The organism is Limosilactobacillus agrestimuris (assembly GCF_943193105.1).
Classification (GTDB): domain Bacteria; phylum Bacillota; class Bacilli; order Lactobacillales; family Lactobacillaceae; genus Limosilactobacillus; species Limosilactobacillus agrestimuris.
The window spans coordinates 236,544-259,101 of the sequence record NZ_CALPCW010000001.1 but is presented as its reverse complement, the minus strand read 5'-3'; the positions used below and the strand labels follow the sequence as shown (position 1 = coordinate 259,101).

The window sequence follows — 22,558 nt, the reverse complement described above, 5'->3', positions numbered from 1 at the left end:
AATCTAGTCGGATTTCTCCGACCTTGATGCAAATAATTGCTTTTATCGTAACACGATTTCAGTTACCAACTCCATTCAAATTTAGAAAGTTTTGTCCTAAAATTAACTAAAAGGAAGTAATGACATGCACCAAGAATCGCTATTTTCACAACCAAATAATAACAACACGCCCCTAGCAAACCGAGTTCGTCCAACAACCCTTAAAGAATTTATGGGACAACAACAATTAATTGGTGACGGTAAAGTCTTACGTGACCTTATCGAAAATGATCAGGTCTCTTCACTAATCTTTTGGGGACCACCCGGTGTAGGTAAGACAACCCTTGCAGAAATTATTGCCCACCAAACTAAGTCGCATTTTATCACGTTTAGTGCCGTAACAAGTAGTATTCGCGATATTCGTAAAATCATGGAAGAGGCAGAGAAAAATCGTGAATTTGGCGAACGAACGATTTGCTTCATTGATGAAATTCACCGGTTCAACAAGGCTCAACAGGATGCCTTTCTTCCTTTCGTCGAACGAGGAAGTATTATTTTAATCGGTGCAACAACCGAAAATCCTTCTTTTGAAATCAACTCAGCTTTATTGAGTCGCTGTAAAGTGTTTGTTCTTAAGTCACTAACCGTCAACGATATCATTAATATTCTCAAACAAGCCATCAAACATCCAGATGGCTTTCCCAACCTTAACATTAGCTATGATGATGAAGCCCTAAAAATGATTGCAGAATTTGCAAACGGGGACGCCCGGGTAGCACTAAATACCCTTGAAATGGCGGTTCTTAATGCTAACCATCGTAATCAACAGGTGCACCTTACTACCAACAGTCTTAAGCAGCTGATCAATACCAAGTCGTTGCGTTATGATCAACACGGCGAAGAACACTATAATGTTATTTCTGCCCTCCATAAAGCAATGCGAAATAGCGATGTTGATGCAGCTATTTACTGGTGTTCACGAATGATTGACGGTGGTGAAGATCCCCTTTATATCGCACGACGGCTCGTCCGTTTTGCCAGTGAGGATATTGGCCTAGCGGATACGAATGCTTTAAATGTTGCTATTAATACTTTTCAAGCTTGCCAGTTTCTCGGCCTTCCTGAATGTGACGTTCACTTAACAGAATGCGTAATTTATCTTTCACTGGCCCCAAAATCGAATGCGGCTTACGAAGCACGAATGGCAGCTAAGAAGAAAATCAAGGAAACTGGTAACTTACCGGTTCCCCTTCAAATTCGCAACGCACCAACCAAACTAATGAAAGAACTGCACTATGGAGATCACTACCAATATGCCCACGACACTAAGGATAAGTTAACCTCGATGAAAACGATACCTCCAGAACTAGCTGACCAGCATTTTTATAAGCCAACAACTCAGGGACGCGAAGGACGTTTTAAAGCCCGGTTGACACAAATCAAAGACTGGCATCGCCAACATGATCAGAAGTAAAAGTTGATAATCGTCAATTTAATCAACTCCCTCTTCACCTATACTAGCAAGGTAAGGAGGGACTTTATTATGGTTAAAATTCAACGTTTTTTTACGGACTACCGTAAAGAAATCGTAATTGTAACTACGGGACTATTAATTTTAGCAGAATTCTTTCATTTTATTATTATCATGAGCCTGCCATATCAAGTTATTATGGCAATAGTAGGCGTCATCGGGTTAGTACCGATCTTCTTAACCGCGGTTTCATCGCTCCAAGTTAAATTAGTTTCGATTGATGTTCTAGTGTCAATCGCGGTTATCGGTGCATTCATCATTGGTGAATTTAACGAAGCAGCAATTGTCACCTGGTTATTTATGCTTGGCGAGGTATTGGAGAATGTTACCCTCCAAAAGACCCGTTCAGCAGTTCAACAGTTAACCAAACTCGCCCCTCAAACGGCCATTGTAATTAATGAAGACGGTGACACGGAAGAAGAAGACATTGATTTTATCGAGCCTGGTACCCACGTCCTCGTTAAGACTGGGGCAAAGGTTCCAGTAGATGGCCAAATATTAACTGGGTCGGCATTGCTAAACGAGGCAAGTGTTACTGGTGAAGCAAAACTCGTTAATAAGCAGATAGGAATGACGATCTTTGCAGGAACAATTGTTGAAAACGGGACAATTATCGTTAGGACTACTGCTGCTGGCGAAGACACCACTTTTGGTAAAATTATTGAACTAGTTGAAGAGGCTCAGGATTCACAAACAACCACACAGCGATTCATCGATCGCTTTTCTCAGTATTACACCCCGTTTGTCCTTTTAGCTTCAATTATTGTTGGCATGTTAACATGGGATGTTCGCTTAGCAATTACCGTAATGGTCCTAGGTTGCCCTGGTGCATTAGTAATTGGTGTTCCCGCTTCGACCGTCGCTGGAATTGGTAATGGCGCTAAGCACGGAATCTTATTTAAAGGCTCAAACGTAATGGACCAGTTGCAGAAAGTCGATACAATGATCTTTGATAAAACCGGGACGCTAACGGAGGGCCAACCTCAAGTTGCTACCATTAAAATTCTTAAGGGAAGCCGGCAAAGTATTATCAACAAGTTAGTTGCAATTGAGCAACAGTCAGATCACCCATTAGCCAAGGCAATTAAGCAGTTACCTATTACAGAAAAGGCCGCCGTTTCTCATGTTCAAGCAATTAAAGGACACGGTCTTCAAGCCATGATTGACGGTCACAAATACCTTCTCGGAAACCTGACACTAGTAAATGACCTTGTCGGCAATAACAATTCTCTCAAAGGAACCGTCAAGCAGTTAAGTAATGAAGGCAATTCAATTGTTATTATCGTCAACGATACCCAAACTGAACTTGCCGTATTTGGGATTAAAGATCAATTACGTTCAGATAGTGCTAATGCATTACACCAGTTAAAGATGCTTGGAGTACAGCATTTAATCATGCTGACAGGAGACAATCAAGAAACGGCTAACCAGATCGCATGTACTTTACCCCTGAGTAAAGTTAAGGCACAAATGCTTCCCCAGGATAAGGCAGTTTTTGTTAAAAAAATGCAAAAGCAGGGCCATCAGGTAGCATTTGTCGGTGACGGAATTAATGATAGTCCTGCACTTGCACAGGCTAATGTTGCGGTCGCAATGGGTTCTGGAACCGATGTTGCAATGGACGTTGCCGACCTAGTACTAGTCACTTCTAATTTAACTAGCCTTGTGAACGGTCTGAAACTAGCGAAAAGGACGATTAACAACATGAACGAAAATATTCTCATTGCGTTGGTTACCGTTGTTCTTTTATTCATCGGCTTATTCGTTGGCTATATCGAAATGGCTTCGGGAATGTTAATCCATGAGCTTAGTATTTTAGTCGTTATCCTAAACAGTATGCGTTTAATGCGATAATTAGACTAAAAATTGATAATGATCAATTTTTAGTTTCCCATTCTCAATTACAATGATGAAAAAGGAAGTGTTAATAATGGAAAAGGTAATGATGAAACTTGACGGGTTAACTTGTCCGTCTTGCCTAACAAAGATTCAAAAAAGTGTTGCGAGTGCAGCGGGAACCAATAATATTAAGGTCCTATTTAATGCTGGTAAAGTTAAATTCGATTTAGACCCTACTCAATCTACTACCGATGAAATCCAATCTGGAATTGAAAAGATGGGCTATGAGGTCCAACAAATTAAAACTAAGGAGCTTTAAAATGACAAGTGAAGAACGATACCAACAAGAATTAAAGCAAAGTGAGATTGACCACCATACCCCCACTGCGGGTGCAATGACCGGACATATTATCGCTAATCTCTTAATCCACTCATTGAAAATTTCTCAAGCAAAGTTTTTTGCTCATGGTATTGCAGCTATCTTCCTAGCTAGTTATGCTGATAATTGGCTTAAGCACGAGCAAACAGAATTTAATCGTCTCAATCAATTATTAGTTAATAATGGTGAAGCAATCCCCACAACTACTGACCAGTTTAAAGAATTTTCAATGTTAGAAGAAAATGGCGCTGATAAGTATCTCACCGGTAATGAACAACTTTTTCGTCTAGTCCAAGATTTTGATACTCAACTTCTGTTTATTAATAAAGCGATCCCGCTGGCTGATAAGGAACAATGGCCTGAACTAAAAAGTGAATTAATAAAGCTTCTTACCTGGATAAAATCACAAATTGCTTTAACACAAAACGTCTTAGATCACGAAATTAGAGAAGGATTGTATACTGAAGACGAAGACGATGATGATTTCTAAGGAGAATAAAAATGGCTGAAGAATTGTGTGTGCAACTTGTTCCACTATTTAATCATTTAGAGCTCACTAAGCAACGGCAAATTGAACACCTAGTTCACCACCAAAATGTTACTAAGGGTACGATAGTCATCCAGCCCAGTGAAAGTAAACGCTTAGTAATTGTAAAACAGGGCCGGCTCCGGCTCTACCAGCTTAATCCAGCAGGTGAAGAACAGCTTCAAAGAATTATTACCACTGGTGAGTATGTTGGTGAAACCTGGTTATTAGGAATGAAAAACACTAATAGTTACGTTGAAGCTGATACTAAAAGTGAAATTTGTATTTTACATCGGAATGATTTTCTCCACCTGCTGCAAGAACAGACCGATATTAGTTTTAAACTATTGGAAGAGCAAGCTGGTCGGGTTATCAGTCTCCGCTACCAAGTTCAACTTATGGCTCTCCCTACTATTGGTGAACGATTACTAACCTACTTGAATCACCTTACAGTCATCCAAGGAAGTTCAACAATTCGGCTTCCAATGAAAATGAAGGATCTTTCTTCTTACTTAGGAACAACTCCGGAGACCCTTTCTCGCCAATTCAGTCAGCTTCGATCCAACGGAAAAATCATTCGTAACCATCATCAAATAACACTTACTAATCAAAAAGCTAACTAACCAATTATAACCGCCAGTATCTAGCAAAGCTAAACACTGGCGGTTATTTTAGGTGCTGAGCAGGTTATCTACTCAATTCTTTATTAATTTTAGTTGCTCCTGCTTCTTGCTCCTAATCCACATCACAACTACCATTACGAGTGAAATAATAATGAGGACCAGGGCCGTAATAACAATATTCCGGTAACCACTATAGAGGATATGGCGCATCTCTGGTAAGAGTGAAGTTGGCAAACTACTAGCCGTCTTGGCGTTTGAAAGTTTATTCAGCATCCCCATCGTAATTCCAGGATGGTGATGAATCCCCTGTAACAGGGCATGATTAAGAATTACCCCATAGATCGCAGACATGAAGGTTTGACTAAGGATCCGCATCAGGTAACCCATTGAAGTAGCGATTGGAACATCACGAAGTTCAGCATCGGTTTGAACATTGATCTGTAAAATATTAAAGACTAAACCAACCCCAAATCCTTCAAAAGCACCGAGGATCATAATTAACCAAAATGGGGTAAATTGACCACCAAGTAACAATCCTAAGAAGGAAATGAAAATTGTAAAGGCCCCTAAACCAACAATCTCATATTTCGACCACCGATCCTGAATAAACGGGACAAGTTCTGAACCAAGGAAATCAGTAACAGCTCCCGGAATTTGGGTCATCCCACCAAGCAAGGCAGACAGACCTAAAAGTCCCTGAGCCCACATTGGAATATAAATAACAAAAGCAATAAATGAACCCCAGATAATAATGAATAACATAAAATCAATTACTAGTTCATGGTTCGTAAAAAGCCGGTTAGGGACAATAGGATCGGCTGCTTGTTGGTCGACCTTTACCATCCACCATAACAATGCTAACCCGATAATAACCAGCCCAATAATAATTGGAAGTGATGCTACCCCGATTAATTGAACAGCAATCAGGATCAACATTAAGCTGCTAACTAAGAGTGTTGCTCCCAAGTAGTCAATTGGCTTACCGGCTGCTTGCTTATTAACATTTTGATAGAAGATTGCAATGATTGTAATTGCCACAAGTGCGATCGGGACATTAACATAAAATACCCAGTGCCAGCTAAGGGCATCAACGATCCACCCACCAAGGAGTGGGCCAATAATCGAAGCAGTTCCAAAACAGGCACTTGATAAGCCAAGCACAGTCGCCCGTTTTTTTAAATTAGTATAGATTTCCGCAAACACAATAAAGGGAATTGTGTTCATTCCTCCAGCACCAATTCCCATTATTGCCCGGGCAATAATAAACCAGGTAATGTTTGGCGCGAGTCCCTGAAAGATCGCACCAACCGCAAAGAGAGAGGTTGCACTAATATAAGCGACCTTATTCCCCTTGTGTTCCCCAAACTTACTCCATAGTGGGGTTGCAACTGCCATCCCGAACAGGAAGATCGCAACTATCCAGCCCATATATTGAAGTGCATGAAGGTCACTTGTAATTGCTGGTAATGCTGTATTAACAATCGTCCCGTCCATCCCTGCCATAATATTTGAGAGTAGCAATGCCCCCGTAACAATTGTTCGTCGTTGTTCTAATTTCAAATTTCCATCTCCCCCTTAAACAAAGAATAGCGGGTCAGAAGTTTACGCTTCACCCGCTTTCTTTTTAATGATTTAACTTCTACACAATAGCCAACCATGTATTATACAAAGGGATCGTACATTTGTAAAACCCAATCATCAGCTATTTAACTTTTTGACAATCTTTCCTAATCGTTGCCAGTCTTCACGAACTGTTGGTTCTAATTTTCGGCTATATAAGACAGCTGCGGGATGATACATCGGAACAAGAAGCGAATTAGTTGTTGCTAATTCATAACCACTCCCGTCCTTCTTCGCATGTTGAATCGGTTGTTTTAAAAGCTGGCCATGAAGTTGCCCAATATTGGCTTGTGAGCCAAGTAACCGCTGTAACGCAGTGTTACCAAGGGGTACAATTATTTTAGGTTGGACCTGCTCAAGTTCCCAATCAAAGAGGTTGGCAAATGCTAGAACCTCCTTTTTAGTTGGGGTCCGATTGGGCTTTTTCACTACTTGAGCACCAGTCTTCTTATCAGTGACCTTTTTAATTGAATAAGGACGTTGACGGACAACACTAGTGATATAAACACTTTCCCTATCGTAGCCAACTGTCGCTAACATTTTCATCAGCTCTTTTCCAGACGCCCCTGAAAAAGGAATATTATGAACCTCTTCATGACGACCAGGAGCTTCACCAACTAACATTAAATCTGGCTTTAGTTTTCCCTGACCTGGCGTAAAACCAGCTAAGTTGCGTCCAGCAACCCGTTGATGAACTTCATCTAAAAGTTCTTGTGGATATTGAATGATCATCTAATCACTCCCGTATTTAACCATTATGGCGCCACTTTGGATCAGTCAAAATTCGAGCAGCAATTAAGCCCATCGGCAAAAATACCACAATTAGGAGGGCTTTAGTAATCCACAATGCCCCAACACTGATTGATGTTAACCCCATATTATACATTGCTTGATACATGTATAATCCGGGAACCATAATCACGATCGATGGGACGGTAATGGAAATTTGTGGATAGTGGATCTTTCGCTTAACAACAAAGGCAAGCAATCCAGCAATTAAGGCACCAATAAATGCGCAAACTCCAGCAGGAATATGACTATAATCAACCAATTCAAGACGAGTTGTATTTGCAACTGCCCCAATTAAACCAGCAACTGTTGCCATCTTCGGCGTACTATTAAACATAATCGAGAAGCCAAAGACCCCACCGAAGCTCGTCATAATGCGTAATAGCATTATCATCAACGGTGACAACGGAAGAGCAGTTAATGTGCCTGGGCGTAATTTCACAGCCATGGCAACTATCCAGCCCACTAATGTCGCAACCACAATGATTGTAACTGCGTAAGCCAAACGTTCAAGGCCCGACCGCATATCCAGTTTTGAAATGTCTAGTCCACTTGTAATGAACGGAAACCCAGGAATAATAAAAAGCATCGCACCAATATATCCGGTTTCGTGACGCGGACTAACATTAAATAGCCATTGCATCCCAATAAAGGCAAAAAGATAAAAAAGACAGGCAACCGCCACCCCAACGGATACACAAGCCAATAAGGTAATGTGCCGATCGATTAACTTTCGCCGAACATAGTTTCCGAGTCCTGCACCAAAAAAGCAACATGCCATTTCAACAGGACCACCACCGAGCAAGAAAACGAAGCAACTGCATGCTAGTGCAGCCGCCAACCCTACTTGAATCGGTGTATAGTTTCCGCGACTATGGGCAATTGTTTCAAGACGATTATGAATTTCACCAATAGTTAATTCACTACCACGTTCCCGAAATTCATCAATAAACCGTTCCATTTGTGATAGTTTACTGGTATTAATTCCCGTACTTGGCAAGGATAAAGCTTGAGTATAACTATGATGCGCATCCATACAGGTATATTCAAGAGAAACTAGACCAATATCTGCTGAACAGGTCATTTTTAATTCTCGGGCAACAATATTCATTGAATCTCGTACTCGCCAAGCTCCTGTTCCGTATGACAACATCATTAACCCAATCCGACCAACAATTGCTGCTCGCTCCACCAAGTTGGCCTCGCCCGCTGGCGTAAAGTTATCGTTAGTAAAGAAATCCTGCCATGGGATTGCCATATGATGGTGTGTTGAAATATGTTCCGCGGGTTCAAAGCCCATTATCCCTTCAGTATCTTCTGGGTCACTTTTTTTCACGACTGCTTTCCTCCATCAATTTCATTTGATTAAGTTCATATAAATCATTATACCGACCTTGTCAACTCTAACTATCAAGGTGAATTTGCTTCATCCTTTTAATAAAATCTTTTTCAGCATCGCTTAGGACGTAGCCTTCCCGAATTACAATAGAAATATAAAATTTTTCTGGAATTGGATCTAAGATATCTAACGCTCTGATTCCCGGTTCATTTGTCGCAGCATCCTTAACCATTAGACTGATTCCCTTATCCTGCCGAACCAGTTCCTTAATCCAAGAAACGTTTGGCAGGCGGTAAACAACGATTTGGGGCTTAATTTGAGCATAGGTACAATATGCCTGAAAGGCTGATTGATGAACGTACTGCTGATCATAATTAATAAATTGTTGGTCAGCTAATTCATTAAAATGAACAGCATCCTTTTTTGCAAGTGGATTCTGATCACTAACGATTACTCCAAACGGCCGAGTTGTTAGTAATTCTGCAAAAACATCATCCTCATTAATTGGAGTCGTTGAACCAAGAATGGCAATATCAATTTTTCCCTTCCGCAATTGGCTAAGGAGATCGTGAGATCCAACTGACGTAATCCGAAGTCGTGGAAGTAGATCACCAGAAAATTCTTCAACGATTTTCGAAATATACATTTTCCCAATAATTGGTGGTAAACCAAAACGGATTTGTTTTTGGTTCGCCCGGTCGATCTCTTTCCGGGTTAAAGCAATTTTGTCATTAATCAAGACGGCATTTTCATAGAGAAGTAAGCCACTACGCGTAATCATTTCGTCTCGATGGAAACGATTCTTACGAATTAATTGGGTATTAAATTCTTTTTCTAACCGTTGAATTGCTTGAGTAATGCTTGGTTGGGACACCTTAAATTCTTTAGCAACCCGTGTATAATTTTTATATTTAACTAGTGCAACAAAATACTGTAAATCGCGGGTATTCATCTTTGTTCCTTCCTTTTCTCAATCCATAATCATATCTTACGCCATAATAGAAGAAGACGGCAAGCACAGAATCATTGAGGAATGGATTAATGACAAAAAAGACTGACGAAAATTTTCGTCAGTCTTTTTATCTAATATGTAATAAAGATGTTCTAGTATAGCCGAAATGTTGGAGCGAACCAGAAATTGATTCATCAATTTCGTCTGTGAGCCCACGTAAGGATGAGTAGGCTTCTGGCTATCAACTTGTTGATGACATAACCCACTCAGCTACTGCGCTTCTCCCTAAGCCTAACCGTTCTAGGCAACCTAGCCGAAACGTGCTCGCCATGACCGTAATCTCCGCCTAAATATCCCGGACTTGATTGCGTAACAATCATCGTCCGGGATTTCTTAGTGCTCGATTGCTAATCCGTCACGGCTCGCATTCTCTTTCTTACCACATTCCTAGTACTTTCATCCAAAGGCTTCCGATACCGATCCAAACAACAAGATAGAAGATCCCAAGGACAAAGTTGAGGGACCACCACTTGGATTGAGGAACGTAGCCCGAACCGAAGAGGACTGGTGCAGGACCAGAAGCATAGTGGGTAGTTGATGCCATTAAGTTACCAAAGAACCCAAGCATCAATGCAGCTAACATTGGCGGTACGTTTGCAGAAATTGCCACTGCCAAGAATGCACTGTACATTGCTGTAACGTGGGCAGTTGAACTTGCAAAAAGGTAGTGTGAGTAGAAGTATGCAATAATCAAAACGATTAATACAATTACCCAGTTCAAGCCATGAAGAGAACTACCAACAGTCTTACTTAACCAAGGAATAAATCCTAATGCGGTTAATTGGCCAGCCATCATAACAAGAACAGAGAACCAAGTTAATGTATTCCATGCTCCGGTTTCGTGAAGGACATCTTGCCAACTCAAAACACCACAAAGAAGTAAGAGACCAAGAGCGATAAATGCAGCTAAAGTAGCATCAATTCCGATAAAGCTACCGACAATCCAGAGAACCAAGGCAATTACAAAGATAGCAGCCATTAACTTTTCTGGAAGAGTCATTGGACTCATTTCTGAAAGTTGATCTTCTGCCCATTGCTTAGCATTTGGGGTTTCCTTAATTTCAGGTGGGTACATCTTGTAGATTAACCAAGGTACAACAATTAAGGAAATAACACCAGGAACTAAGGCGGCTAAGAACCAACCAATCCAGGTAATGTTAACCCCGTTACCTTTAGCAAGGGTTTGAACTAGCGGGTTAGCAGCCATCGCGGTCATAAACATTGCGGCAGTAATCATATCACCATGGTATTCCGCAAAGATTAAGAATGAACCAATCTTTCGAGAAGTCCCCTTTTTTGGATCCGAGCCAAATGATTGTGATAGTGATTCAATAATTGGGTATAAAACACCACCAGCACGAGCAGTGTTACTTGGGGTTGCAGGTGCCAAGATTAAGTCAACACCAATCAATGAGTAAGCTAATCCCAATGTCCGCTTACCAAAGGCCTTAACAAAATTCAAGGCAATTCGCCGACCAAGACCAGTCTTGATGAATCCCCGAGCAATGAAGAAGGCCATTGCAATCATCCAAATTGAGGCATTCCCAAATCCAACAATTGCCTTTTCCATTGGTACGGTCTTTGTTAACACCGTCAAGGCAAATGCAATAATTGATACCCCACCAATTGGTAATGGGCGAGTAATACATGCAATGATTGTTGCCACGAATAAGGCAAACATGTGCCAACCAGCAACTGGAACTGCGGCTGGCTTAATTGGGGTCATGAACCATAAGATTAGGCCAATAATAACGGGCCAAATGAACCCCTTATAATTTACGCTTTCTAATTTTTTCATCTTTCCGTCCCTTATAAATAGTAATAATTGCTTGTGAGGATGGGAAAAAACAAAACATTTTTCTCATCCTCTTTTTGTCACTAATAGTCTCCGAACTTATAGAGTCTAATCGCGGGAATCCTAAAGGCTAGCTACGCGTCGTAACCAGAGCCTTAGAGGCTAACGCAGCGGAGCAAGCCTATTTGGCTACGAACGATTCTGATGATTTCATCATCATTTATCGTTCTAGGTTAGCCAACCAGGCTCTAGAGGAGGTTAATTCCCGGTTTCGACGATCACTTTGCTTTTACAAACTCCGTGCGTAAAGTGTAACTTGTTGACCAGCTTGGCGACCGAAGACAATCGTTTCGGCAATTGAGTTACCACCAACACGGTTGTTACCATGGAGGCCACCTGCAACTTCACCGGCAGCAAAGAGTCCCTTAATGATGTCACCATTTCCGTCAAGTACTTGGGTCTTTGGTGTAATGTGAATTCCACCCATTGTGTAGTGGATAGCTGGCGCAATGTGGATAGCGAAGAATCCTGGCTTAGTGATTCCCCGATCCATCCCCGTTGTCCGGTTGAATTCAGTATCGTTGTGTTCTTCAACTGCTTTATTCCAAGTATTAACGGTTTGTTGAAGGTTGCTTGGATCCACATTGATCTTCTTTGCTAAATCTTCAATGGTATCACCATGAACAACTAAGCCTACCTTGTCATAGAATTCAATTGCCTTAGCGCGGTCACGAATTCCTTGATCAAAGACTAAGTAAGCACTGTGTTCAGGCAAAGCAGTAATCTCATTAGAAACGATTTTTCGTGTATTCAATTCGTTAACGAACCGCTTACCTTCACCGTTAACCAAGATTGCACCTTCACCACGAACAGCTTCCCCAATCAAGTAAACATGGGGGTTATCTTGCTGAACAGTTGGGTGAACTTGAACCAGGTTCATTTGCATTAATTCAGCACCAACATTTTCTGCTAACTTCAAACCATCACCGGTTGCTCCTGGTTGATTAGTTGTCTTGTAGCTTTCTAAGTCCGGACGGAAGCGTTTAATGTATTCCTTCGATGCACCAAAACCACCAGTAGCTAAGATAACAGCCTTAGCATTGATAATCTTTGTGATCCCATCAGCGTTAACTTCAACACCGTTAACACGACCATCTTCAGCTTGACGAAGCTTAATAACCTTGGTCTTATTGAAAACAGGAATTTCTTCCTTAGCAACAACATCTAACAAACTCTTAACCAAGAAACCACCAATTGGCGCCATACTTGCTGGACGGTGTGTCCGCTTCTTAGACATCCCACCAGTAACGGTAATGTCATCTAACTTGATACCGTGATCGCTTAACCAATCGATTGCTGGGGCAGTATGGTAAACAAAGTATCCCAACATATCCTTATCATTTAGCCGACCACCATCTTTATAGGTTTCGTGGTAGAAGTCAGCAACGTTATCGATCACACCGTGGTGAAGTTGAACATTGGTTTCAGCGGCGTTCATTCCGGAAGATGCCCGGTTAGTGTTCCCACCGAGTTCTTCTTCCTTTTCCAATACAGTAACCTTCATCCCCAATTCATTTGCTTGAATAGCGGCTGAAAGGCCGGTCCCACCGGAACCAATAACAACAACGTCATAGTCATTTTCTAACTTGCCAACAGATGTCGGTTGAAATTTAGCCATTACGCAGTTCTCCCTTTCAATATTAATTTTTAATCTTAGTCTTTACGATCAACGTTAGTCATCTTTAACATGTCCATCCATTCATCGTATTGTTCTTCTGTTACTTTGCCTGACTTCAAAGCAGCTTCCTTCAAAGTGCTTCCTGCCTTATCTGCAGCTTGAGCAATCTTAGCACTGTCATGGTAACCAATGTGTGGTGACAATGCAGTAACAGTCATTAATGAATTATCAACTAATTCTTCCATACGTTCTTCATTAACGGTCATTCCATGGATCATCTTGTCAGCAAAGCCCATGATTGTACCAGTCATCAAGTCTGCTGATTCGAGGAATGCATCAATCAATACAGGTTTGTAAACGTTCATTTCAAAGTTACCTTGTGATGATGCCATCGTTACAACAGTATCATTACCGAATACCCGTAGAGCAGCCATTGTTACGGCTTCTGCTTGAGTTGGGTTAACCTTACCAGGCATGATTGATGAACCAGGTTCGTTAGCAGGAATGTTTAATTCACCGTAACCGGCACGTGGACCAGAACCTAAGAAACGAATATCTTGGGCAATTTTGAACATATCAGCAGCTAAGCTCTTCAATGCACCGTGAACGACATCTAATCCTGAATGGTTAGCCAAGCCGTAGAACTTGTTTGAATCAGCAGTTAAGTTTAAGCCATAAACTTCGCTAAGTTTTTCAGCAATCTTTTCTGGCATTCCTTCAGCAGCGTTTAAACCAGTACCAACAGCGGTACCACCAATTGCCAATTCGTTCAATGTTGGTTCAAGAGTCTTAATGTAATTAAGGTCGTGTTCAAGAGCAGCGACATATCCTGATAATTCTTGACCGAAAGTCAATGGAACAGCATCTTGTAAGTGAGTCCTACCAACCTTAACAGTCTTCATGTACTTGTCTTGCTTTGCCTTTAATTCATCGATTAAGTGTTGAACAGCAGGCTTCAACTTATCAAGGGCTTCCAAGGCAACAACGTTCATTGCTGTTGGGAAAGTATCATTTGAACTTTGACCCTTGTTAACATCATCGTTAGGCAAGATTTCAATGTCCGGGTTAATTTGGTGTGCCTTGTGAGCAACAACTTCATTAGTGTTCATGTTGGTTTGTGTACCAGAACCAGTTTGGTAAACCTTTAATGGGAAGTCTTTACGTAAGTCTTCATTGCTTAAGGCTAAGAGTTCATCAATTGCTTGAACAATTAAGTTACCCTTTTCTGCGGAAATTGCCTTAGTTTCCATGTTAGCTTGGGCAGCAGCCTTCTTAATGTTCAATAAAGCACGAATAATGGCTAATGGCATATACTGACCAGTTGGAAAGTTATTGCGACTCCGTTCTGTTTGTGGTCCCCATAATGCATCTGCAGGGATTTGAACTGGACCTAAAGTATCTTCTTCAGTACGGTATTTTGTCATTGTAAAAGCCTCCATTTAAAAATAGACTATCTATTTGTGAAAAATTACACATCATTTACATATTTATCCTAACGCGGATCGTCATGCATAGTCAAACCTTTAAATTCCTATAAATTTCACTTATAGTAATCACTTAATCAACTGTGAACATTGGTTTTGTCATCACAAGACGAATTATTTTCACAAACTAGCCAAGCAAAAAAATCTAGTTAATTTATTTAAAAATTAACTAGATTTTTTCTGCCTTTAAGATTAAAATCACAAACTCATTATACAAAACAAGCCAATTTATTAGTTATTATTTTCAATTGTTACCTTTTCCATAACAACATCTTTCTTTGGCTTATCCATGTTATCCCGTTCAACTTGACTAATTTTCTTTACGACATCCATTCCGGTAAGAACCTGACCAAATACTGTGTGACGGTGGTCTAACCAAGGGGTTCCACCAACTTTTGCGTAATGATCGATAATTTCTTGTGGATAACCAACCGCCTTCATTTGCTCAATCATATTAGCAGGAACGTGTTCGTTGGAAACAATAAAGAACTGACTACCATTAGTGTTTGGACCTGCATTAGCCATTGAAACTGCCCCGGTAAAGTTAAACAACTGATCGGAAAATTCATCTTCAAATGCTTTTCCATAAATACTCTTACCACCACGGCCAGTTCCGGTAGGGTCACCACCCTGAATCATAAAGTCAGGAATAACCCGGTGGAAGATTACCCCGTCGTAATAACCCTTTTCAGCCAATTGAACAAAGTTTTTTACTGTCTTGGGTGCCTGTTCTTCAAATAATTGAATTTTGATTTCACCAAGATTAGTTTTTATCGTTGCTTGTGGTCCCTTTACGGCCGCAAGATCTAGTTGTGGATATTGCATTTTATTTTTCCTCCTTTAATTTCGACATTAAGAGTTTAATTATACCTGAGATTAATGGGAGTTTACTAGGCAACATAGCCAAAACGTGCTCGCCCTAAGTTTCCTCAAGCTAACGACCTCCACCTCCGACGACGTGTTCGTCGTTCGGTGGAGAAATAGTTAGCCACCGGAAACTTTTAACGGGCCGCACTCTATTCACTTACCCTCAACACGCAAGCGCCTTTGATGTCGCCACGTTTGACGTACTTTAATGCGTCCAAAGCGTTTTCGAGTGGGTATTCAGTAACTTCGGGATGGATATCCAATCGGTCAGCCAAGGTAAGGAATTCTTCACCGTCACGCCGAGTGTTACTTTCAACACTGGTTAGCGTCTTTTCATGGAAGAGGTGTTTCTGGTAATTTAATATTGGCACATCAGACATATGAATTCCGGCCATTGCTAGGGTTCCACCCGGAATTAAGCTTTCAAGTGCTGGTAAAATAATGTCACCTACTGGAGCAAAAATGATCGAGGAATCAAGCGGAACATCAGAAAGATCGTATGCTCCCTTAGCGGAAACGCACCCTAATTGAAGGGCAAACTTCCGGGCATCTGCTCCTCGAGTAAAGACGTGAACTTCAACTCCTTGAGCTAGAGCAATCTGGGCAGTTATATGAGCAGAGCCACCAAAGCCATACAGACCAAGACGACCACCAGCAGGAACATTAGCTCGTTCATAAGCCCGATAACCAATGATCCCGGCACAAAGCAACGGAGCAGCTTCAAGATCATTAAATTTTTCTGGGATCCGGTAAGCAAATCCTTCCGGGACAGTAACATATTCTGCGTAACCACCATCATGGTCCCAACCAGTATAAACGGAATGAGGACAAAGATTTTCATGTCCAGAACGACAAAACTTGCAGACACCACAAGCATGACGGAACCACGGGATCCCGATTCGTTCTCCTAATTCAAAGCGTTGTGTTTCTGGGCCAAAGCCAACAACCTTTCCAACAATTTCATGCCCTGGGATAACGTGTTCGTGGTGAACGGGCAAATCACCTTCTGCCACATGCAAATCAGTATGGCAAACACCACAAGTTAAAACTTTTACTAAGACTTCACCGCGTCGTGGCTTTGGAACTGGCTTCGTAACCATTTTTAACGGTGCTTTTTCTCCATCAATTGGTCCAGGAGTCGTTACTTCCCACGCCCGCATAGTTTCTGGAATTTCAAATTGATCACTCATCTTTAGGACTCCTTCTCATTTAAGTATCTATTACCTATTGTAGTCCTTTTACATTTATTGTGAATTACTAAACAGCTTATTGATACCGCTTGGCAATATCTGTTGTTAAAGCTCCTAACTCACTCTGTAGTTTTTTAAGGTTAAAGTCATCGTTGATTGTCAAATCATCCTGTGCCGCTAATTCTAGTCCAGCGGTACCGCCAATATCATCTACAATTCCTTTACCACTACCATCAATTACTTTTGGTTCAACCGCAGTTAAACGATATCGTCGAGTTGGGGTAACTTTTTCAACTACTATATTAAATTTCCAAGAATCACCAAAATCATATTCAAGCGTCAGTCGATCACCCTGTTGTGCCTCACCAAGCCAATGAAGAGTGATATTTTCCCCACCATCAAGGTATGGCAATTGGTAATTAACCTTATTTAACTGCAGATTATAGAGGTGAGAACCAGTTGCCTGAAAACTCGCCATAATATAATAACAAAGTTCATCCAGTCTAGTTTCCCCGTTAAATTGGAAGCGTCGCCACATGCTAGGTTGGTAATCAGCTAATTCAACTCTAACTTGATACTGAAGTTTACGATAGTGGTGTGCATATTTTAGTAAGGAACGACGTCGTGCAAGTTCTGACTCTGCGCTATGGAGCATCCTTTCTAAACGGTAACCATCCTTGGCTGGAGTAGCATTATCAATTGCCTGGTTTAACGCCTGACTAAACTGATCAAAATCAGCACTGCTAAACAAGTCTTGACGTTTAAAGAATCGGCCTAATTCACGAAATGCAGTCCCCATCCCCCGGTATTTTGAAGTGGTTACACGTTCATTATTCCGTGTTCCATAGTTATAAACGTAATAGTAAATTGCTGAAACATCATCCAAGATCGTATTACCACTTTCGGCAAGGTATGATAGGTAATCCATCGCGTAATCAGTATCCCGGTCAATAATCTGGTCACTCTTCCCTAGTCTTTCCAAGGAAGATTGATAGTCTCGAATAATTTCTTCGCTAACCTCTGATTCATTCATGACATCATTTAATGACTTAGATTGATATAGGTAACATCGATTATGTTCATTCAATTTTGGATGAGCGGCAAGAGCAAAGTCATTCATCACGTAGTTTTCAAAAAGCCCCGTAGCTGTTTGAACTTCGTTTGTTTCGATATCCTGTAACTTAAGGTTTTTCATTAATGCCAATGAAATAGCAGGATTGCTTGGATCATCATCCCACTGAACAATATCCGGGCGGGTTAACAAGTTCTGAAAGATTTGTAACCGTTGCTGGAGTGCAGGGTCAATTGGTTGAACAAACTCCACTTGTTTTAGTTGCTGTTCACGAATCATCCGAATTTTAACTCGTGGTACTGGTAAAGACTCTAGTAGTCGGATCAATTCACGTTTAAAAGCCGCAGTGAACGAGCGTGGATCACTAAATTGCTGAGGATGACGGACAATTACCGGTAAAGATAAAAGATTATTCATCACAATCATAAAGTCCCCTGTTGCCCTAACAGACCACGCATCGGTACTCATTAATCGCCGTCCATCACTTAGCCTCGTATTGGCGTGTAAATGTTGAGCAACATTATTTTCAACTGCAATTAACATCAATATCACTCCCTCTTTCAAAACGTGTTTGACCTCTCAAGAACCCACGCTTATCTCTTATGTTTTCTTATTTACCTTTATTGTGACAGAATGGTTAAACGAAAACAAATATTCTAGACAATAAGCACAAAACTACTAAAATAATTAAGAAAACGCTAAATAATAAAGGAGTTACAAAAATGTTTGATTCGAGTAAATTAGATATTTTTGATCTCAAAAAAATCAAAATTAACCGGACTGCTAAAGAATTAGAAGAAGCGGGAAAAGAAAAACGGGCTAAGGTAAGTAGTGAACAATTAGCTAAATTTATCCCTGTTTACCGTGATCCCGTTGCAGCAATTAAAAAAACAGAATCTAGAATGGTCCAGGAACTCTTACCTCTGCGTCATGAACGAATGTTGGCAAGCAAATTTGCCTTTTTTCGCGGAACAGCAGAATTAATGGAACAGGATCTCAAAGAACAGTACCAAAGTCATATTCCGCTAATTATCTGTGGAGATGCGCATGTCAATAACTACGGCTTTTACGCTTCTCCCGAACGGCAACTGCTTTTTGGCCTGAACGATTTCGATGAATCACGAATTGGCAACTGGGAAAGTGATCTCAAACGGCTACTAGTTAGTGCCCGACTAGCTGGAGAAGAAAACGGCTTTAATAATGAACAACTTGATAGCGTTCTTCATCTAATTACTAAGACCTATCGTCATAGTGTTAAGAGAAATAATAAGCTCAGTCTTTTTAAGCGATTATATTCATCATATGAAATTCACGATATGATGGCAGTTATTGATACAATGAACGATAGTGCCCATCAAATGAATAAGATCCTCCATAAAATTATCAAAAAGAGCACCCAAAGCAACTCAGAACAAATTGTTAAAAAGATGACTGAAAAGGGAGAAGACGGACAATTACGGTTCATTGAAAATGCTCCCCGAGCAAAGCATGTCGATGCAGAAAAGTATGCCGAAATTCTTCAAGGCTTTGAACAATATCGGGATAATGTTCGTCAAGATATACGAATTTTCCTTGGTAACTTTAATATTACCGACATAATTCGCTATAGCGTTGGTGTTGGTAGTTTTGGAACTCGTTGCTATCTTGTCCTTTTAACTGGTAATGAGGGGAGTCACCTTGTCCTCCAGATTAAAGAAGCAATGCCACTACGTTACAACCTGCTTCGCTTACCAGCTACAGAAGCAATTAAAAACGGAGCGATGGCAGGGCGCCGGATTGTAACGGCTCAACGAACACTCCAGTCTTCCTCTGATCCCTTCCTTGGAAGCACCCGTTTTGGTGGACGAAGCTACTATATTCGTCAGTTCCGTGACATGAAAGAATCAATCAAGATGGATAAGCTTGATTACGAAAGTTTTAACCTTTACTGTCAGATCTGCAGTTCACGATTAGCAATGGCGCACTTTCAAAGTCCAACCGCTCCAATGATTCGTGGATACCTAAAGGGGCAGAAAATACTAGATGACTCTTTCGTTGAGTGGACAAACGCCTATACTAAACAGGTCGCTAGGGATTACGATGCTTTTCGTAACAGCTTACGGACCAATGAATAAGTTCTAAAAAGAGAATTAGATTTCTTAAAGGTAGTGCGAACGATTGCACCACCTTTTTCTTAAGTGTGGTAAAATAGTTTTTGTAGATATTAAAGCGCTTACTTTTCAAGGAGGCAAATACAATTATGAATATTACTAAAGTGCCATTCGGGACTTATCAAGGAAAGCCAGTTACTAAGTATGTTTTGACTAATGATCACGGCGTTCAGGCGGGGATCTTGGACTTTGCCGGTCTTTTACAATCATTTAAGGTGCCAACAAAAGATGGTGGCAAGGCTGATATGATCTTAACTTCTGAAAATCTCGATGAATTTACCAATAATGGATTCTGCACTAACCGGCTAATCGGTCGGGTTGCGGGACGGATCGCTGACGGTCAATTTAAAATTAACGGTAAAGAATACCATGTTGAACAAAATGAAGGTAAAAATACCCTCCATGGTGGTACAAATGGTTTCTACAGTTATATTTGGAATGTTGATTCCACTAATGAAACTGCAGATGAAGTATCCATTACCCTAAGTTTGACACTGAGTGAAGAAATGGATACCTTCCCAGGCAAGATTCACGTTACTGCAACTTACACACTAGACAATAATGACAACTTAACCTTGAAGTTCGGCGCAACTTCAGATTCTGACACGCTATTTAACCCAACCAACCACACTTACTGGAACATGGCGAAGGCAAGTGCCAAAACGGTTGATCAATTAAAACTCTATGTTAACTCCAAGAACCACTTGGCTGTCGACGATGGTAAGATCCCAACTGGTGAAAAGCTTGCTAATGAAGGAACACCATTTAACTTTAGTACCCCAACTCAATTAAGTGATGCCCTTAAAGGAATGGCTTCAACTAAGGAAAATGGGTTTGATGATATTTGGGAAGTTGAACCTAGTCTTACCGAACCAGTTGCCACCCTTGAAGATCCTGAAAGTGGCCGGAAGATGACCCTTTATTCAGACCGGAATGCACTAATTATGTACACAATGAACTCTGACGACCCAGCGGTATATAACCATGGTGAAGTTCACCCCCACTTAGGAATTGCTATGGAAGCTCAAACACTTCCAGATGCTATTCACCATCCGGAATTTGGTGACATCACTCTTCATCCAAACGAAGAAAAGAACTACACAATTAAATGGCATGTGGAATACTAAAATATAGTTAGGATAATCAAAAAACAGCAGTTGCAATGAATGTAACTGCTGTTTTTTTGATTATGCTTAAGTTAACGATTTTACTGCATCATAGCCGAAATGTGCTCGCCCCGACCGCACGCTCGAGCCTAACTACGCCTGATTCCGATGTAAATCATCGTTCATCAGGCTAGGTTAGTCAACCGCGTGCTAATTCGTCGGGGCTCACACTCTTATTTTAGAACCACCCGGTTTTTTCGATATTATTGATAGCTGTAACAGGGAGTTTAACGGGACCGAGGTCGGTTGGTTTTAGAACGACGCTACCGACAGATTGCCCCTTCTTAACAGGAGCCTTTAATTGATGAGTTAAAGATTGATCATCCTGGGCAACCTTTAGACTGGCCTCTACTTTATTTAGAGCGGTCCCTTTAGGAAGCCAAATAGATACTGGCTTTGCTAATTTTAGTCCAGTCTGATGCTTATCCTTAGCATGAACAACATGAACGCTTTGAACATTTTTTGGTAATTGCTTCAGAGATGTAATTTGGACTGGCTGATAAAGATCAGTTAGTTTCTCGTAAAATTCCTGAGCATCCTTTGATTGGGCATTCCAATCTCCCTTAGTATGAAGAGCAACGACAATTACCCGACGACCGGCAAACATCCCCGTGGAAATAATACACTTACCTGCCGTGTCTGTATTTCCTGTCTTCAAACCATCAATGGTTCCGTTCTTTGGTGCAAACCCATTTTCAGGTAACAGTGAATTAATATTTATCATATTGTATTCCTGATTAGCACTAACTCTAAAGTTAGCAAATTTTGTTTTCGTAATCTTTAGTGAATCCGGATAAGTATCAATTAGGTATTTTGAAATTAGGGCCATATCTTTAGCTGAGAATTGATTTTCGGCAGTCTTCTTTACACCCTTTAAACGGTTCTTTCCTAAATCACCGTTAGCAAGGCCAATCATATTATAGATTTTAGCATCGGTGACCCCAGCCTTTTTCGCTACTGCCTGCATTTTCTTATTAAATGCCGCTGTGCTTCCGGCATCCGCTAATGCTAACGCTTCTGCACTACCATCTGCCGAGACAATCATCATTGATTCAGCGAGTTGACGAACCGTGTAACTCTCCCCAGCATTTAATGGAACATTAGAAAAATGCCAATCATTGGCAACCTTAGCAACTGCAGGTGTGATCTTAACTTTTTGGTTCCAACTTAAATGATGATTTTTCACGTCTTGCTCAATTACCGCTAACGTAAGCACCTTAGTTAAAGATGCAATTGGGTAGGTCTTATTTGCATTCTTTTGGTATAAAACTTGTCCAGTTTCGGCATCAATTGCGTAAGCCGCCCGAGCATTCAAATTTAATTTAGTTGTATCTGCCCTAACTGTATTGGCTATCCCCATAACAGCTACATTCATAGTTAAAATAGCAACAAGAACCATCATTAATACTTGTTTTATTTTCTTCATCACACTATCTTTTCCCTCTCTCAAAAATATCAACCTCCATAATATCGCACTTAGGTGTTATGAAGATAACATTTTTAACAACTTTTATAAAAC

18 protein-coding genes are annotated in these 22,558 nt (G+C 40.8%); 7 read left to right on the top strand and 11 right to left on the bottom strand.

Going from position 1 to position 22,558, the window contains the following annotated elements; translation table 11 throughout:
* Positions 1–124 precede the first annotated feature (124 nt).
* The 5 genes from NFR46_RS01205 (at position 125) to NFR46_RS01185 (ending at position 4,877) form a co-directional block, all read left to right on the top strand.
* Positions 125–1,453 (top strand): replication-associated recombination protein A, encoded by a 1,329-nt coding sequence (locus NFR46_RS01205; RefSeq protein ID WP_251574094.1) that lies wholly within the window; start codon positions 125–127, stop codon positions 1,451–1,453.
* 69 nt (positions 1,454–1,522) lie between these two features.
* Entirely contained in the window at positions 1,523–3,364 is a 1,842-nt protein-coding gene (locus NFR46_RS01200) for a heavy metal translocating P-type ATPase (RefSeq protein ID WP_251574092.1), read from the top strand.
* A 76-nt stretch (positions 3,365–3,440) separates the two neighbouring features.
* A complete protein-coding gene (locus tag NFR46_RS01195; protein ID WP_251574091.1) occupies positions 3,441–3,668 on the top strand; it encodes a heavy-metal-associated domain-containing protein in 228 nt (75 codons plus the stop codon).
* A gap of 1 nt (position 3,669) precedes the next feature.
* On the top strand, positions 3,670–4,218 hold the full coding sequence (locus NFR46_RS01190) for a ferritin family protein (protein ID WP_251574089.1): 549 nt from the start codon (positions 3,670–3,672) through the stop codon (positions 4,216–4,218).
* An 11-nt stretch (positions 4,219–4,229) separates the two neighbouring features.
* Positions 4,230–4,877, top strand: a complete 648-nt coding sequence (locus NFR46_RS01185; RefSeq protein ID WP_251574088.1) for a Crp/Fnr family transcriptional regulator — start codon at positions 4,230–4,232, stop codon at positions 4,875–4,877.
* Positions 4,878–4,949: 72 nt separating this feature from the next.
* Here the strand turns inward: NFR46_RS01185 and NFR46_RS01180 are convergent, their stop codons facing one another.
* The 10 genes from NFR46_RS01180 to NFR46_RS01135 form a co-directional block, all read right to left on the bottom strand.
* Positions 4,950–6,437 (bottom strand): MFS transporter, encoded by a 1,488-nt coding sequence (locus NFR46_RS01180; protein WP_251574086.1) that lies wholly within the window; start codon positions 6,435–6,437, stop codon positions 4,950–4,952.
* A gap of 138 nt (positions 6,438–6,575) precedes the next feature.
* Positions 6,576–7,229 (bottom strand): uracil-DNA glycosylase, encoded by a 654-nt coding sequence (locus tag NFR46_RS01175; RefSeq protein WP_251574084.1) that lies wholly within the window; start codon positions 7,227–7,229, stop codon positions 6,576–6,578.
* Between the two features lie 16 nt (positions 7,230–7,245).
* Positions 7,246–8,586, bottom strand: coding sequence for a threonine/serine exporter family protein (locus NFR46_RS01170; protein WP_251574190.1), 1,341 nt, complete (start codon positions 8,584–8,586; stop codon positions 7,246–7,248).
* 103 nt (positions 8,587–8,689) lie between these two features.
* Positions 8,690–9,577, bottom strand: coding sequence for a LysR family transcriptional regulator (locus NFR46_RS01165; RefSeq protein ID WP_251574082.1), 888 nt, complete (start codon positions 9,575–9,577; stop codon positions 8,690–8,692).
* A gap of 436 nt (positions 9,578–10,013) precedes the next feature.
* Positions 10,014–11,435 carry an anion permease gene (locus tag NFR46_RS01160; RefSeq protein WP_251574080.1) on the bottom strand — a complete coding sequence of 474 codons (1,422 nt, stop codon included), beginning with the start codon at positions 11,433–11,435 and terminating at the stop codon, positions 10,014–10,016.
* A 286-nt stretch (positions 11,436–11,721) separates the two neighbouring features.
* Complete coding sequence (locus tag NFR46_RS01155; RefSeq protein WP_251574079.1) at positions 11,722–13,110, bottom strand: flavocytochrome c; 1,389 nt, start codon at positions 13,108–13,110, stop codon at positions 11,722–11,724.
* A gap of 35 nt (positions 13,111–13,145) precedes the next feature.
* A complete protein-coding gene (locus tag NFR46_RS01150) occupies positions 13,146–14,534 on the bottom strand; it encodes a class II fumarate hydratase (protein ID WP_251574078.1) in 1,389 nt (462 codons plus the stop codon).
* Positions 14,535–14,825: 291 nt separating this feature from the next.
* Positions 14,826–15,419, bottom strand: a complete 594-nt coding sequence (locus tag NFR46_RS01145) for a peptidylprolyl isomerase (RefSeq protein WP_251574077.1) — start codon at positions 15,417–15,419, stop codon at positions 14,826–14,828.
* Positions 15,420–15,610: 191 nt separating this feature from the next.
* Complete coding sequence (locus tag NFR46_RS01140) at positions 15,611–16,651, bottom strand: zinc-dependent alcohol dehydrogenase family protein (protein WP_251574075.1); 1,041 nt, start codon at positions 16,649–16,651, stop codon at positions 15,611–15,613.
* 76 nt (positions 16,652–16,727) lie between these two features.
* Positions 16,728–18,266 (bottom strand): plasmid pRiA4b ORF-3 family protein, encoded by a 1,539-nt coding sequence (locus NFR46_RS01135; protein ID WP_251574074.1) that lies wholly within the window; start codon positions 18,264–18,266, stop codon positions 16,728–16,730.
* A gap of 179 nt (positions 18,267–18,445) precedes the next feature.
* Here NFR46_RS01135 and NFR46_RS01130 point away from each other — a divergent pair, with 179 nt between their 5' ends.
* Both NFR46_RS01130 and NFR46_RS01125 read left to right on the top strand, forming a co-directional pair.
* The gene (locus NFR46_RS01130; protein ID WP_251574072.1) at positions 18,446–19,837 is read left to right on the top strand and encodes a DUF2252 domain-containing protein; all 1,392 of its coding nucleotides are present in this window, start codon (positions 18,446–18,448) and stop codon (positions 19,835–19,837) included.
* 125 nt (positions 19,838–19,962) lie between these two features.
* The gene (locus tag NFR46_RS01125; protein WP_251574071.1) at positions 19,963–21,000 is read left to right on the top strand and encodes an aldose epimerase family protein; all 1,038 of its coding nucleotides are present in this window, start codon (positions 19,963–19,965) and stop codon (positions 20,998–21,000) included.
* Positions 21,001–21,217: 217 nt separating this feature from the next.
* Here NFR46_RS01125 and NFR46_RS01120 read toward each other — a convergent pair whose 3' ends face one another.
* Positions 21,218–22,465 carry a D-alanyl-D-alanine carboxypeptidase family protein gene (locus NFR46_RS01120; RefSeq protein WP_251574188.1) on the bottom strand — a complete coding sequence of 416 codons (1,248 nt, stop codon included), beginning with the start codon at positions 22,463–22,465 and terminating at the stop codon, positions 21,218–21,220.
* Positions 22,466–22,558 lie beyond the last annotated feature (93 nt).